General features: G+C 65.2%; 16 protein-coding genes. 4 read left to right on the forward strand and 12 right to left on the reverse strand.

Annotated features, from left to right (window positions below):
• Positions 1-159: 159 nt before the first annotated feature.
• The 5 genes from ACSLGO_RS07865 to ACSLGO_RS07885 are packed head-to-tail and all read right to left on the reverse strand — an operon-like array spanning position 160 to position 3347.
• A complete protein-coding gene (locus ACSLGO_RS07865; protein ID WP_091604742.1) occupies positions 160-441 on the reverse strand; it encodes an Lrp/AsnC family transcriptional regulator in 282 nt (93 codons plus the stop codon).
• Positions 442-475: 34 nt separating this feature from the next.
• Positions 476-880 carry a DUF3054 domain-containing protein gene (locus ACSLGO_RS07870; RefSeq protein ID WP_091604746.1) on the reverse strand — a complete coding sequence of 135 codons (405 nt, stop codon included), beginning with the start codon at positions 878-880 and terminating at the stop codon, positions 476-478.
• Complete coding sequence (locus tag ACSLGO_RS07875; RefSeq protein WP_436400843.1) at positions 877-1479, reverse strand: TetR/AcrR family transcriptional regulator; 603 nt, start codon at positions 1477-1479, stop codon at positions 877-879. Before ACSLGO_RS07875 ends, ACSLGO_RS07870 begins: the two co-directional genes overlap by 4 nt.
• Positions 1480-1503: 24 nt before the next feature.
• Positions 1504-2205 (reverse strand): ABC transporter ATP-binding protein, encoded by a 702-nt coding sequence (locus tag ACSLGO_RS07880; RefSeq protein ID WP_436400845.1) that lies wholly within the window; start codon positions 2203-2205, stop codon positions 1504-1506.
• Positions 2202-3347 (reverse strand): ABC transporter permease, encoded by a 1146-nt coding sequence (locus ACSLGO_RS07885; protein ID WP_436400847.1) that lies wholly within the window; start codon positions 3345-3347, stop codon positions 2202-2204. Before ACSLGO_RS07885 ends, ACSLGO_RS07880 begins: the two co-directional genes overlap by 4 nt.
• Positions 3348-3512: 165 nt before the next feature.
• Here ACSLGO_RS07885 and ACSLGO_RS07890 point away from each other — a divergent pair, with 165 nt between their 5' ends.
• Entirely contained in the window at positions 3513-4580 is a 1068-nt protein-coding gene (locus ACSLGO_RS07890) for a lysylphosphatidylglycerol synthase transmembrane domain-containing protein (protein WP_263126861.1), read from the forward strand.
• Here ACSLGO_RS07890 and ACSLGO_RS07895 read toward each other — a convergent pair.
• The 4 genes from ACSLGO_RS07895 to ACSLGO_RS07910 form a co-directional block, all read right to left on the reverse strand.
• On the reverse strand, positions 4577-4924 hold the full coding sequence (locus tag ACSLGO_RS07895; RefSeq protein WP_091605906.1) for a UBP-type zinc finger domain-containing protein: 348 nt from the start codon (positions 4922-4924) through the stop codon (positions 4577-4579). The genes ACSLGO_RS07890 and ACSLGO_RS07895 overlap by 4 nt on opposite strands.
• A 93-nt stretch (positions 4925-5017) precedes the next feature.
• Positions 5018-5623 (reverse strand): hypothetical protein, encoded by a 606-nt coding sequence (locus ACSLGO_RS07900; RefSeq protein ID WP_387006111.1) that lies wholly within the window; start codon positions 5621-5623, stop codon positions 5018-5020.
• Complete coding sequence (locus tag ACSLGO_RS07905) at positions 5620-7041, reverse strand: glycosyltransferase family 2 protein (protein WP_436400850.1); 1422 nt, start codon at positions 7039-7041, stop codon at positions 5620-5622. Before ACSLGO_RS07905 ends, ACSLGO_RS07900 begins: the two co-directional genes overlap by 4 nt.
• A 195-nt stretch (positions 7042-7236) precedes the next feature.
• A complete protein-coding gene (locus tag ACSLGO_RS07910; RefSeq protein ID WP_176697581.1) occupies positions 7237-7383 on the reverse strand; it encodes a hypothetical protein in 147 nt (48 codons plus the stop codon).
• 268 nt (positions 7384-7651) lie between these two features.
• Between ACSLGO_RS07910 and ACSLGO_RS07915 the strand changes: the two genes are divergently transcribed.
• Positions 7652-8707 (forward strand): alpha/beta hydrolase, encoded by a 1056-nt coding sequence (locus ACSLGO_RS07915; RefSeq protein WP_436400852.1) that lies wholly within the window; start codon positions 7652-7654, stop codon positions 8705-8707.
• A gap of 62 nt (positions 8708-8769) precedes the next feature.
• Here ACSLGO_RS07915 and ACSLGO_RS07920 read toward each other — a convergent pair whose 3' ends face one another.
• A complete protein-coding gene (locus ACSLGO_RS07920; protein ID WP_436400853.1) occupies positions 8770-9561 on the reverse strand; it encodes an SDR family oxidoreductase in 792 nt (263 codons plus the stop codon).
• Between the two features lie 81 nt (positions 9562-9642).
• Positions 9643-10230 carry a DUF1349 domain-containing protein gene (locus tag ACSLGO_RS07925; RefSeq protein WP_325786838.1) on the reverse strand — a complete coding sequence of 196 codons (588 nt, stop codon included), beginning with the start codon at positions 10228-10230 and terminating at the stop codon, positions 9643-9645.
• A 720-nt stretch (positions 10231-10950) separates the two neighbouring features.
• On the opposite strand from ACSLGO_RS07925, the gene ACSLGO_RS07930 reads away from it, so the two are divergent.
• Complete coding sequence (locus ACSLGO_RS07930; protein ID WP_091604775.1) at positions 10951-11253, forward strand: DUF4193 domain-containing protein; 303 nt, start codon at positions 10951-10953, stop codon at positions 11251-11253.
• Positions 11254-11432: 179 nt separating this feature from the next.
• Complete coding sequence (locus tag ACSLGO_RS07935; protein ID WP_091605908.1) at positions 11433-12014, forward strand: peptide deformylase; 582 nt, start codon at positions 11433-11435, stop codon at positions 12012-12014.
• A gap of 74 nt (positions 12015-12088) precedes the next feature.
• Here the strand turns inward: ACSLGO_RS07935 and ACSLGO_RS07940 are convergent, their stop codons facing one another.
• Positions 12089-14158 (reverse strand): S9 family peptidase, encoded by a 2070-nt coding sequence (locus tag ACSLGO_RS07940; protein WP_436400856.1) that lies wholly within the window; start codon positions 14156-14158, stop codon positions 12089-12091.
• Positions 14159-14249: the final 91 nt, after the last annotated feature.

A 14249-nucleotide genomic window follows, 5' to 3' on the forward strand; every position in this document is an offset into this window, starting at 1 on the left:
ACCCACGCCCCAAAAACCCGGGGGGGGCGGCCGCCCGGCCGGTCTGCCTCCCCCCGCCTGTTAGGTGCGTGAATGACCCAGGGTACGGGGACAATTCGTTACCCAAACGTAGTTTGCGGCACTCAAAACCCTTGTAAATCCGGTGTTTTTTGGCCCTAATTACCCGTCGAACCCGAGCGAGAACGCGGCATCGAGATCATGCTTTGAGTAAGCCCGGAAGGCGATCTGGGTGGTGGTCCCGATCACGCCGGGAACCTTGGAAAGGCGGTTGGCAATCGCGTCGGCGAGGTCTTCGTGGCGGCGGACACGCGCGATCGCGATCAGGTCCCACTCTCCGGTGACCGAATAGACCTCGCTGATGCCTTCAATCTCGGAGATTTCCTCCGCGCACTCCGGAATCCGGGCCGAGTCGGTCTGGATGAGTACGAAAGCGGTGATCATGGCTTGCCTTTCCTTCTCCTGCAGGGCGCGGGGATTAGGCCCTGTGTATGAGCCTAGTTGAATCGGGACGTGTGCGCCTGCGGATGACGAGGGAGGCACCCAGACGCGGCAGCAGCAGGAATGCCCCCAGGACACCGAAGGTAACCAGCTGGAAGCTGAAGGCGGTACCGCCCCCGGCCAGGGCGCGCACGGCCAGTCCGCCCCCGGCGGTAATCAGCCAGAGGAGGATGCCGTGGGGCCAGAGGGCCACGGGGCGGCGCCACAGTCGCAGGGCGGCCCATCCTGCCAGTGCGGCAGCGATGAAGGGAGAGGCAGTGATGAGGACGCCGGCGGGATCCACGCCATGGGCGTGGGTGTCCCGGCCCAGTGCCGCGAAGAGAACAATGAGTACGACGTCGGCGGCCAGCTGCACGGGCCAGAGCCGGTTGGGGCGGTTCACTGGCCGGCACCTGCGGCGGCGCCGCCGTGTTCGCGTATGTAGGGACCAATGAGGTCGCGGACCAGTCGCCCGACCTCCTGCAGGTCCTTGCCGGACTCCAGGAGGCGGGTTCCGGTGTGCACGATCGCATTGATGAGTTCGGCGGTGCTGATCGGGTCTTCCGCTCCGAGGTCCCTGAGTGCACCCACCAGTGGGTCCAGGATTGCCTGGTGCATCCGCGCGCTCTGAGCGTCGAGCTCTTCGCTGGGTGCAACCGATGCGAGGGCGCTGCCTACGGCATGTTCGCCCTCGGCCACCAGGGCTATGTTGGTCAGCACATACGCCAGGATCCGGTCCGCCGGCTCCTTCTGGGCGCTCATGGCGTCCTCTACCCGCCGGGCCCAGCGCGGAAAGACGTCCATGACCAGGGCGTTAAGAAGGTCGGTCCGGGACTTGTAGTACTGGTAGGCGCTGGGCCGTGCGAGTCCGGCCAGGGCGGCTACCGCTGCCATGCTGGGTGCTTCGCCGGTGCGGGCCAGGAGCGTCCTTGCGGCGTCCAGGAGGGCCCTTTGCTGTGCGGCACGGTGTTCAGCCACCGTCGGCGCGGTAATGCGGGGCAAAGAGCCCTCCTGTTCGTGCAGTGTCTAGCTAGCGAGCCGTCCGTCGACCATCTCCGCGACCCGGTCGCAGTGGTGGAGGACGTCGTGGTCGTGGGTAACCATAACAGTAGCAACCCCGAACTCATGGGTTTCCCGGGCGAGGAGCTCCACCACGTCCTGGCTTCGCTTGCGGTCCAGGGCGGCAGTGGGCTCGTCCACCAGGAGCAGGGTTGGCTTGGTAACCAGTGCACGGGCGATGCCTACACGCTGGCGTTCACCGCCGGAGAGCTGGTCCGGGCGGCTGTTGGCCTTGTGTCCCATGCCAACGGCGTCGAGCAGGTGCCTGGTATTGAACTTCCCCTTGATCTTGGCCATCCGGTGGATGAGCTCAAGCTGTTCCGAAGCGGTCAGTGCCGGAATCAGGTTGCCGGACTGGAACACGAAACCGATGTTCTCCAGCCGGAACCGTGCCGTGGCGGCCTTGCTCAGGGTGGAAAGATCGGTTCCGTTAACACTGACCAATCCGGTGTCCGGCGTCGTCAGGGCACCGGCGACGGCCAGCAGCGAAGACTTGCCGGCACCCGAGGGGCCAACGACGGCGACGAGTTCGCCGGGCTCAACGGACAGGGACACGTTGTCCAGGGCCTGGACCGTGCTTTCACCGTCACCCAGTGCCAGGTTGGCCTTTTCGATCAGCAGCCCGCGGGTGCCGACCTTTGCGCCGGAGTTCTGAGTCTGTGTGCTCATCGCTGTCCTCCCAGGGCAGCCAGGGGATCAACCCGGGAAATGCGGACGATGGCAATGGCGGCGCCCAGGACACCCATGAGGATGGTCACGGCGGTAGCCGTGCTGATGGGCCCGGCCTCGAGTGCGAACGGCATGGCACTGCCGGAGAGCCATGCGCCCATGCCCAGGCCGGCCGCAACACCTACGGCGGTGGACAAAGCCAGGATTACAACTGCCTGGAAGATGCCGTCGCGCAGCAGGTAACCGGTGGAGGCTCCGACGGCGCGGAGGACAGCCAGCTCATGCTTGCGCTGGATGGTCCATACGGTGAAGAAGGCACCGACCACCAGGGCGCAGATGGCGTAAAGGAAGATCTGGATCATTTCCAGCGTCATGGTCTCGGCGGTGTAGCCGGGAGAGGCGTCGAAGGATTCCTCGAGAGTGGAGGTGACGGTGCCTGCGGCGGTGTCGCCCGCGGCGTAGTCCAGGTCAGCTCCGTCTGCTGCCTTAATGGCAACGGCGCTGGCTGTGTCGAAGTCCAGGGCTGCAAGATCGGCTTCTGAGGGGGTGCCCGGCTGTGACTGGCCGCTGGCAATGTACTGCCAGGTCCCCAGCGGAAGGTAGGCCATATCAACGTGGCCGAAGGTCGCCTGGCCTTCGGTAAAGCCCACGACGGTCAGTTCCACGTCGAGCCGGTCCAGGGTGATGACCGAACCGAGTTCGATGCCTTCCTCCTCAGCAGTGGGAGAGACCACCATTTCATGGGGAGCCTGGACGCCCCGGCCTTCGCCCACTGCGGGGGCCAGGAAGGAATCCGGATCGATCCCGAAGAGTGACAGGTCTACCTGCGTGCCGTTCTCGGTGGCGCCGTTGACGATGGTGGAACCCAGCAGGGTGACTTCCTCCACGCCTGGCTGGGTGCTCCAGGCTTCGGCCTGGGAAGGGTCGACAACGCTGCGGGAGAAGGCGTTGTCCGTCTTGGTGCCTTCGTTGAAGGCGATTGCCGTGGCCGGCATGGATTTCAGGCCGGACACCCCGTCATTGACAAGGCCTGAGGACAGGCCGGAAAGCAGGACCATCAGTACGGCTATGAGGGCGATGACGCCGCCCATGAGTCCGAACCGGGCCCGAGCGAAACGCAGTTCGCGCAGCGCTAGGAACATGGGAAACCCCTTGGTTGTTTGGGTATGCTTGTTGCTGACACGTGGTCAGCAACATACCAACATCATGTCACTATCACGTCCTGCCGCCAAACAGGAACGACGCCGCAGGCCTCTAATACGGCCGCCGGCTATCGGTGGGCGGTGCGCCTCTGCTGTGCTGGGAGGGTGAGCAGGGAGCAGGATGCATGGCACCGGCTGCGGCGCTCCCGTGCCGTGCGGTGGATCAGCGTCGCCGTCGTCCTGCTGCTGGTGTTCGAGTATGTGGTGTTGCCGCAGATCCTCGGGTCACAGAACGTGCTTGGCGCCCTGCAGCGTCTTCCCGCCGTCGTCCTGCTGGCGGCCGCGGCGCTGGAAGCGCTCTCGCTGTGCTGCTACAGCGCACTGACCTCCGTGGTGCTTCCGGGATCGGTCAAGCCGCGATTCTTGACGCTGCTGCGCATCGACCTGAGCGACCTGGCAGTTAACCATGTTGTCCCAGGGGGCGGAACAACGTCGGCGGCGCTGCGGTACGGCCTCCTGACCAAGGCAGGGGTGCGGCCCCAGGATGCGCTGAGCGCAGCGATGGTCCAGGTTGTCGGCGCCAACCTGGTGCTCGGGGTGCTGTTCGGCGCCGGAGTGCTTGCCGCCCTCGGCGAGGTGCGCACCAACCGGTACTTCATAACTGCAGGCATTACCGTGCTGGTGCTCCTGGCCGTCAGCGCCGGGGTTCTCGCGGTGCTGGACCTGCACTTGGACGCCGCTGTCCGGGTGGCCCGCAGGGCAGCGCGACTGGTGCGGATCATCAAACCGGACGCTGCGGAAAAGTTCGTTCGGACCATGGCGGCGGAAACCGAAATGTTCCGCAGGGATCCGCGGCGGCTGGTCCTGGCACTGCTTTTGGCTGTCTGCTATTGGGGCTTCGACGCCGCCTGCCTGTGGACGTTTGCTGCCGCCTTTGGTCACACCCTTGGACCCGGTGAACTGCTCATTGCCTACTCCCTGGCCAACCTAGTGGCCCTTGCTCCGCTCACCCCCGGCGGCGTAGGGCTCGTGGAGGGCGTGCTGGTTCCCACGCTGGCGGGCTTTGGAACCCCCAGCAGCGCTGCGGTCCTCGCAGTGCTGTCCTGGCGGATCCTGAATTTCTGGCTGCCCATTCCCGTAGGCGGTCTGGCATGGATCTCGCTCCGGTTTGGCGTACTGCGGAAGGCCGCAGTCCGCCAAACCGGAGCGAACAGGCGCTCATCCCGCGGTTAGTGCAGCAGGTCCATCCAGTTCGCGGGAACGCGCCCGGCGGGACCGGGAGCGGGCTGGGATGCCGGACGGGCCTCGGGCGGAGCCAGCGGAGGGCCTTCGAAGACAGCCTCCTCCGGATAGCTGTAGAACCAGTCTTCGCCCGGCTCGTAGCTGCGGATCACCGGATGTCCGGTGGCCTGTTCATGTGCGCTGGCGTGCTGTCCGGGGGAACTGTCGCAGCATCCAATGTGGCCGCACTCGGCACAGCGCCTCAGATGGAACCACCACCCTTCGGCCTCGGTGCACTCGACGCAGCCGGGCCCGGTGGGCGGAACAGCAGGATCGATGCCTGGTACGGATTCCATGGCGGCCTCCTCTGGCGCACGGCGGAAGTTCGACCACATTAGCTGCTTCCCGCTGCGCCCAGTAGCAGGAAAGCAAAAACGACGGCGGCGCGCCTACTCCCCGGGGGCAGCGCCGGCGTCGGCGGCCATTCCCGCAAAGCCGATGGTGAGTGTGTCGAGGACCGTCTGCCGGGTAAATACCCCGCTGCCGGGTTCCGTTTCGGTGAGCAGGTCGATGGTGAACAGGACCGTAGTGCTTTCCGCCGTGGGGTTGGCCGGCAGCGCAAAGCCGGAGGTGTAGGCGTACGGGGGTTCGAGTGCGAAGCTTCCCTGGTCATTCGCGAGCTCCACGCCCAGGGCGTCCACGCGGGCATTAAAGCGGGTGACCCGGACAGCTCCCGGAACCGGTGTGCCGTCGATCTTCACGCTCAGGTTGATGATCGGTGAAGATTCGGGTGTCCAGCCGGCCGGGTCCTCGCTGGTCCAGTAGTCCAGCAGGAGGGTGTGGGACGCCGCCCCCAGGCGGTGGCTGGTGGAACCCTCTGCCAGCTCGTTTTCCACCGCGCGTCCCGCTTCCCGTTCTTCTGCCTGGCTGTCCACGGTGCCGCTGCCGGGGAAGCCGGGGACTGAGCACGCCTGCAGGCCCGGCATCAGGGCCAGGGCGGCCGCCAGGCCAATCATCCGTCCGGCCCTGGGTGCCCGGCGGTTGACGCGTGTCATACCCTGAACCCCCGGTGCCCGCGCAGCGCCTTGCGCAGCATGAACAGGGTCTGGACAAGCGTGGTGATGTACAGGATGGGCCAGCCGATGGCCAGCACGGCGGACTGCACGCCGGCTGGAAGATTGAGCCAGGCGAAGGCCAGCCCCGCAATGATGACCAGGGCTACCAGGGCGGGCATCAGGAACCCGTAGCCGGCCCCCCGTTCCGCCCGGGCCTGCGCGGCCCAGTTGTCAGTCTGCTGTTTCGAGAAGAACTTGGCCCAGGCGCGGACAAAATGACCGATTCGCAGCCAAAGATAGAGCTCTGCCGGGACGGCAAGCAACGCGAAGGCGATATCCCGTGCACTTCGGTCCTTGATGGACAATGCGATGCGGACGTTGAGGATCACGGCAACGAGGGGAGGAATAAGCCAGAACCAGTAGAAGACGTAGGCACCTATGCTGAGCGACGCGGCGAGCAGCAGGATAAAACCCATGCGGGTGACGATATTGAACAGCATGGAGAGGTTCTCGCTCCAGCGCAGCCGCAGGTTCGGATGCAGCGGCTGGCCCGGGGTGTTGCTCCGCTGTCCCGGCCACATGAGGTCGATTGCCCCGTAGTTCCATTTCACCTGCTGGCCGTCCAGCGCACGCAGGGTTTCCATTCCTCCCACTGAGGCCCGGGCGCGGGCGGAGATCTTGGTGGCGTAGCCAATGCTTTTGATCTGCAGCGAGAGCAGCGAGTCCTCAACCTCCGAGTCCTTGACCCACGGCGTGGCCTGGCGGTTGTCAACCATGACGCTCTTCAGGGCTTCCATGGACAGGATGGAGCACTGGCCGCCCAGGACCGCCATGTTCCGTCCCCGCAGAAGATTGTCCATATTGAAGGCGGCGAACTGTGCCCGCTGCCCGGTGGTGAGGTACTTGGCGATCATGCCCTTCTTCGGCTCGGCGACGGTGTAGATCGCCGAGACACCGCCAACCCGGGGATCGCTGAGGATCTCCTTCTCCAGATGCTCTACGGCGTGCCTGTCCAGGACTGTGTCCCCGTCGACTCCGAGGAAATAGTCATAGCCGTCGCGGACCTGGCTGAAACCGTAGTTAAGGGCACCGACCTTCTTGTCCGTGTTGACGCCGATGTCGTGGACAAAAACCTCGGTTCGGTACGTGAGGTCCTGGTACGTGTGCTCGTGGGGTCCGGCGAACTCCCTGGCGAGGTAGAACGTCTCGTCATCGGTGTTGTTGATGACCACATGGATGACATCCGGCAGCCGGGTCTGCTTCAAGAGCGCGTTGAGGACGTCGGCTATGGTGTCCTCTTCGTTGTAGGCCGGAATGACGCAGGCAATGGTTGCCCGGTCCGACGACGATTTCTCTGCTGTCTTCCGCTGGACCACTGTCAAGTAGTCGGCGTGGGGTATTACCTGATCCGTGATCATGGAGCCTTCCTCCAAGCATCTGTAGCACCGTTTGCAGTCGCAATTTTTACAGCGGAAATACTCGAGTAGTCGAAAGTTTTCCGCAGGAATTGCACAAATTTGGACTCAGTCCACTTTTGTAAACCTGCAAAGCGCGGTTCGGCCGGGGGAGGGCAGGACCGCGCGGAGGATGCCCGTGCGGGTGCTTGGGCAGCCTTAGAGAAGCTGGGCCAGGACGGCGGCTGCGGCCAGTAAGCCCAGCAGGGTTCCCTGTACCGGTTTGGTGAGCCGTGCGGTTCGTCCGAGGATTCCGCCCGGCACCTGGTGCATGAGCCAGTTGCGGCGGCCGTTGATCTTATGCATTGGCGGTCTGTCCCTTCTTCCTGCCGGATGCGAGCGCCGTAGGTAGTTTTAGTCTGCTTCGCTCCGGTGCGGCGGCGCCAACCCGCGGGCCGTGATTTTTACTGCGTACGGGTGTGGGGCGGGCGATACCCGAGTGCTGCGCGGGGTTGCAGGAGTGTCAGGCCGGGCACACCGTGCGGTGAGACTGGGCACTGCGGGCGTGCTGTTGGCCAGAGCTGGCGCGGGTGGGCGCCGGTAACCTTCCAGGCGGCCGTCCTACCCTGAAAAGATGAAAATTCTGCCCCTCGCGGCAGCAGGGTTCATGGCTTCAGCCGTAGCCGCAGCCGGAACACTGGCCGCAACTGCTATCCACAAAGATCCAAGACCTTCAGCCCTGTTTATCCGCGGCTTGTTCTCCAGTGGGGGAAAGGTGCAGCTGCGGACGCTGCGCAGGCACGTACCGTCCGGGGGAGTCCGGGCCCACCGGTCCCTTCCATACCTGACGAAGTCAGCCCGCCAGTCTTTGGACCTTTTCCTGCCTACCGAGTCAGGGAACGGCCCGCACCCCGTAGTGGTGTGGGTGCACGGCGGTGCCTGGATTTCCGGTTCGAAGGAAAACGTCGCTCCGTACCTGGAGATCCTGGCCGGACACGGCTATGCCGTTGCCGGCGTGGGCTACTCCATCTCTCCGGAGGCGAGCTACCCGCAGGCTGTCACGGAACTGAACCATGCGCTCGGATATCTCCGTGAACACGCGGGGGAGTACGGCATCGATCTGGACCGGATCATTCTCGCCGGAGACTCCGCCGGAGCGCAGCTGGCCGCCCAGTTGGCGCTGATCATTACCGATCCCGATTACGCTGCCCGAACGGGAGTGGTTCCGGCGGCTGCGCCGGAACACCTGCGCGGCACGCTTCTGTTCTGCGGTGTGTACGACCTCAAGACCATGGCCAAGCTCACGGGTCCGGTGGGCTGGGGATTCCGCACGGCGCTGTGGGCGTACACCGGCTCCAAGGACTGGGCCTCCACCCCGGCGGCGGAACACATGTCCATCCTGGAACATGTTGGGGAGAGCTTCCCGCCGACGTTCATTTCCGGCGGCAACGCTGACTATCTCACCGACCCGCAGTCCCGGCCGTTGGCGTACAGGCTTGAGGAGCTGGGTGTGCCGGTTGTGCAGCGGTTCTGGCCCAAGGAGCACAGGCCCGCGCTGGGACACGAATTCCAGTTCAAGCTGCAGCTCAAGGACGCCCGTCTGGTCTTGGCGGACACCCTGGACTTCCTGGACGCGGTGACCGGAGCCGCATCGGTTCCGGTGCGCTCGGACTTTCAGGCCACGGCCTAGCGCCCGCAGCAGCAAGAAGCCGGTCCGTCCCTGCCTGGGACGGACCGGCTTTTCGCTGTGTACTAGGACTGCCAGATGTCATCCCCGCGCAGGGAGGCGTCGGCGCCGCCGTCGCAGTAGATGGTCTGGCCGGCGAGGTGGGAGTTCTCCTCACTGGCAAGCCAGGCCAGGATCCGGGCGATGACAACCGGCTCGGAGTGCCCGTTCAGCGGCATGGGAACATTCTCGTCGACCATCCTGACACCCTCGGGGGTGGCCAGGAGCTCCTTGGTCATGGCGGTCAGCACGGTACCCGGGGCCACGGCGTTGAGCGGGATGCCGTTGCCTGCATAGAGCTCGCTGATGGAGGCGCGCCGGACCCACCGGCTCAGGGCGCGCTTGGACGACGGGTAGTTCAGGTACCCGATCTGCGGACCCTGGTCCGCGAGCTTCTGACCAATCTGGCGGGCGAGGGCCTCGTCCCCCGCGAGCATGGCATCGACCAGCTCGGGGGAGTTGGGCTGCAGCGACGCCATGGAGCTGACGACGACGGCACGGGGTGCTTCGCTGCGTGCCATGACGGGGGCGAGACGGTCAAGGAACTCGGTGACGCCGAAGAAGTTCACGGAGACAGTGAGCGGCACCGGTGCGGAGATTCCGGCGCACGCAATGACAGCATCGACAGTGCCGCCGGCAAGTTCAACTGCGCGGTCGGCAGCGATCTGGCGTCCCTCGGGGGTGCTGAGGTCGGCTTCCACCTCGGCATTGCGCAGGTCCACACCAATGACGGTGTGGCCGCGTTCTTTGAGCAGCTGTGCCGTCGCTGCACCAATGCCGGAAGCGGATCCTGTGACGATATAAGTACGTGTAGTCATACTTCGAGATTACTCCCGCAACAGGTGTGGTAAACGGCCCCTGTGCCGGGCTGGGCCGCGGAACCCGGGATTAGCGGGCGTTCAGTGCAGGGAGGCGTCTGCGGCGGTAACCCGCCAGGAGTGGAACACCGCTTCGAAGCGGGAAGATGTCGGGGACGCCACATATGGTCCTGCAGCGACGGGGCCGGCGGGGGAGAAGGGGGCCACGCGCAGCAGCTCGAGCGGCTGGCCGGGCAGTCCGGCGCGGATGGTGAGGGCATCTGATGTCCAGCTGGCGCGCACCAGGGTCCGTTTGCCCAGCCATCCCGAATGCGGCGAGGAAGACCAGTCCGATTTGGGGGATGTGACGACCGCGCCGGCCTGCAGGCTGCCGTCGGCGAATTCGATGCCGGCCTTGACCCAGAGATCCGGTGCGGCGCGCAGGAAGATTCCCGCCTGGTCGAACTGTTCGAAGGTCTGTGCCGTGAACTCGACTTCCATGGCCGAATCCGGCCGAAACGGAGCGAGCAGCGCGTTCTCGGTCGCAAACGTGAAGCCGTAGGCTGTCTCACGCCAGGCATCGCTGCCTTTGGATGCCGTGACCTGCAGGTTCGTCCCGGACTGGGATATGCCCGCGGGCTGGTTCGTCCAGGTTCCTGCATTCCAGTCCAGTGTGCGTTCTTCATTCATGAGTTCCCCCGGGGATTGACGGCTCGAACAGATTGGACATGCCGCTGACCTCAAGCGCCATGTTTGGTTGCCCGCAATATACCCCGGAGACAGATCCGGGGGACCGCTTCCGAACTGCTACTTGACATAATGTAGATTATCGGCACATTGGAAAGTCTCTGGAAGCGGGTCCCCTGCGCCTGCTTTGTACCAACCCCGCCGGAGTGCGTTCCAGCCCTGCCGAACGCGCCGGAACGATCCCGCGCCGGAAATCCTCCCGGCACTCTGCGGCCGCAACCGTTCCCTGGATGCTGGAATTCAATGCCTCAGGGAAAAGGTACCTCACGTGTTTTTGCTCATGTTTGCCGCGGTGCGCCCGTTCACATTCAGTTGACATAATGTCTCCCGCCGCCGGAACGCCGCCTGCCGGGAGCTTTACATAACGCACTGCGGCAGCGAGGGAACAAATGTCCAGAACGCGTCGTTGTACCGGGCACTGACCTGCGGTGAAGCGGAAAGTGCGGGGATTCGAGCTCCCCTGCTTCACACGTCCAGCTGCAGGATCACCTGACGCGGAACGTCCTGGCCGGCGCTCCGGGGCACCCTGTCCGGAGCCAGCGGCGGGAATTCTGCGGAGCTGCCACAGAAAGACCTATTCAGAAGCCGTTTGGTGTGTTATGCGGCTTCACCTATATGATCTACGCTCGAACCCCCCACAAATTCAGGAGACAAGCACTACACATGGCTACCGATTACGATGCACCCCGCGTCAAAGAAGAAGACCAGCCGACGGACTCTTTGGAGGGGCTGAAGGCCCAGCAGCGCGGCGGGGCGATGACGGCGGTTATCGACGTCGAGGAATCCGACGCTATCGACGGGTTCGACCTTCCGGGCGCCGACCTCTCCGGCGAAGAACTGCTGATCAAGGTTGTTCCGGCGCAGGCCGATGAATTCACCTGCATGTCCTGCTTCCTTGTTCGTCACCGCTCCCAGATCGCACTGGAGAAGAACGGCGACAAGTACTGCGTGGACTGCGAAGGCTAACGCCTCTCCCCTGCACGTCAACGCTTGAGGCCCCCGGCAGGAATAGCCGGGGGCCTCAAGCGTCTCCGGAAGCCAGCCGGCCGGCGTGCCGGTTGTGCCGGGGCCACTAGGATGGATCCGTGATCTACGAACCCAGTGCAGCGGAGTCGCCCGCCGCCATCCGCTCCCTGGTCCTTCCGATGCTGGAGCAGGATCTTGTTCCCATCGTCCAGCTGGGGCACCCCGTGCTCCGCCGTCCGGCCCTGCCCTATGAAGGACAGCTCCAGGCAGACGAACTCCAGGCCCTGATCGGGCTCATGAGGCGTGTCATGCACGACGCCCCCGGTGTGGGACTGGCCGCCCCGCAGATCGGCATACCGCTGCGTTTGGCCGTCCTCGAGGACGCCTACGCGCCGGATCCCGAGGCCGCGGAAATACGGGAACGCACCCCGCTGGAGTTCTTCACCATCATCAACCCGCGCTACGAGCCCGAAGGCACGCAGACGGCAGCGTTCTACGAAGGCTGCCTCTCCTTCGAGGGCTATCAGGGAGTTGTGGAAAGGTACCGTTCCGTCCGGCTGGATTACGAGGACGAGCACGGCCAGGCGCAGCAGCGTTCATTCTCAGGCTGGCCCGCACGGATCGTCCAGCACGAAACGGACCATTTGAACGGAATCGTGTACGTGGACAAGGCCTTCACCCGTTCGCTGAGTTCCAACGCGGAGTATCCCCGCTGGGCAGCTGAAGACATCGAGGCCGCCCGCCGGACCCTGGGCTTCTAGGCCGGCTGCGGCGAAGCAGGAAGGACCCGCTGCGGAACCCCGGCTCCCGGTGTCCCGCAGCAGGTCCGGAAGCCCTAGACGGCCGCAGTTGCCGGCTGCTTACCGGCTTCTTCACTGGATTCGGCCCGGTTCGCCGGGGTGGGCAGCCACCGGGCCCACCAGCGGAGGATGTGCTCGAACCGCTGCCGCCGGTGCCACGGCGTTCCGGCGCGCGAGAGTTCGTGGTTCTCCCCCGGGAAAAGCAGCAGCTCGGTGGAAACCCCCTGCAGCTTCAACGCGGTGTAGTAGCGCTGTGCCTGCTCCACCGGGCAGCGCAGGTCCTCCTCGGAGTGGATCACGAGGGTCGGCGTGCGAACCTTGTCCACCTGGGCGAACGGGCTTTGGGCCGCAACTTTCTCCGGATCGCTGCCCGTGTATGCGGCCGAGAAGAACCAGCCAATGTCGGCCGAGCCGATGAAGGACAGCGGGTCCAGGAAGCCGCGCTCAACGATGGAGGCGGTGAACCGCTGGTCCTGTGAGATGGTCCAGGCCGTCAGGTAGCCGCCGTAGGACCCGCCCATAACGCCCAGCCGTTCGCCGTCGAGCTCCGGATGAGCTGCCAGGACCCCCTCGAGGAAACCAAGGACGTCCTGGAGGTCCAGGCTTCCCATCGCCTCCTTGATCGCCCTTCCGTGTTCCTGGCCGTAGCCGGAAGAACCGCGCGGGTTGCACATCAGCACCGCGTACCCGGCAGCGGCATAGGCCTGTGCCTCGTCGAAGAGACCCCAGCCGTACTGTGAGAACGGACCGCCGTGGATATTCAGCAGCACCGGATGCGGGCCTTCGCCTTCAGGCAGCACAACCCAGCCGTGGACGGGATAGCCGTCCGCGGAGGGGTGTGTCTCCTCCACCAGCGGCAGCACGCCGGCTTTCTCCCGGAAACCGGCCGAGAAGTCCGTGAGGACACGGAGCTGGCCGGCAGCGGACGGATCCACGACGGCCAAATCACCGCTGGTCTGCTGATCGGTGAAGGCAACCACTACGGTGCCGGCAGCTTCCGCTGCCCCGGTCACCACGCGTGGACCGGACACCAGGGTGCTGAGCGCACCGGTCCGGTCGACGCTGAGCAGTTCACAGGCACCGCGGTTCAGGTTGAAGACGAGGACGCTGTCCCCCGCCGGGACAACCGGTCCCCCGGCGAGGTCCATTCCCTCGGGATCCGTCAGCCGCGAGGCAGCTGCCGGATCCGCCATGGGGGCCGCATAGAGTGCGGTGTTGCGCGCTACGAAATCCAGGCCTGTCTCGGAGACATCCTGTCCGAGGTAATACAGCCAGCCGCCGTCGGCGCTCTGCACCGGGTGCGAAACGCTCAGGCGGCTGCCGCCGAGGTTGCTCAGCCTGCGCGGTTCCCCGGCGCCGTCCAGGCGCAGCTCGTAGACATCGGTGACCAGGTCCGTATCGGCATCGCTGTGCAGGGCAGCGGTGAAGAGAATGGCGGATCCGTCCGCTGTGAAGACCGGGTTGCTGACATCGGCGTCGAAGTCCGTGAGCTGCCTCGCCTCCGGCAGCCCGGCCGTTTTGCGCTCATCCTTCGGCGCTGCCTCCGCTGCCCGGCCCACCGGCGCAACGAAAGGCTCCGCAGCGAGGTCCGGCAGCGGCACGACGAACGCCTGGACGAACTTGTCCCGGGTGTAGCCGGCACCGTTCATCCGGTAGTTCAGGGTGGTGATCAGGCGCGGGTCCTCCGCGCCGGACGAAACGCCGTCGACGGTTCCGTAACGGCCGTGTTCAGGTTCCCGGGAGGAAAAGAGGATGTGCCGGGAGTCCGGCGAGAACCTGAACCAGGAGACGCCCAGACGGCGGTCCGTGAGCTGGACCGGCTCGCCGCCCTCGGACGGAATGGCATAGAGCTGCGGACGGCCCCCCGGTGCCGAACGCAGGAAGGCGATCACCGATCCGTCCGGGGAGAACTGGGGTGCGGAGTCACTGTATCCGCGGGTCAGGCGCCGCGGCGCTGACCCGTCCAGGCGGACATCCCACAGCTGGCCGACGTAGGAGTCTGCCGCGAAGTCGGGCCGCTGGACGGAGGCCACGGCCCGGGTGCCGTCGGGGCTAAGGGACGGTTCGGAGACGGAGTTCAGGAGATCCAAATCACTGGGTTTCATGGAACCGAGCCTAGCAATACACCGGCGCTCCCCAGGCGGCACCCGGAAAGGACCGCGCTCGCTGGCCGGAACCGTACGCGGCCTAAGATTG

It is taken from the genome of Arthrobacter sp. IK3, assembly GCF_051337705.1.
GTDB classification, from domain to species: domain Bacteria; phylum Actinomycetota; class Actinomycetes; order Actinomycetales; family Micrococcaceae; genus Arthrobacter_B; species Arthrobacter_B koreensis.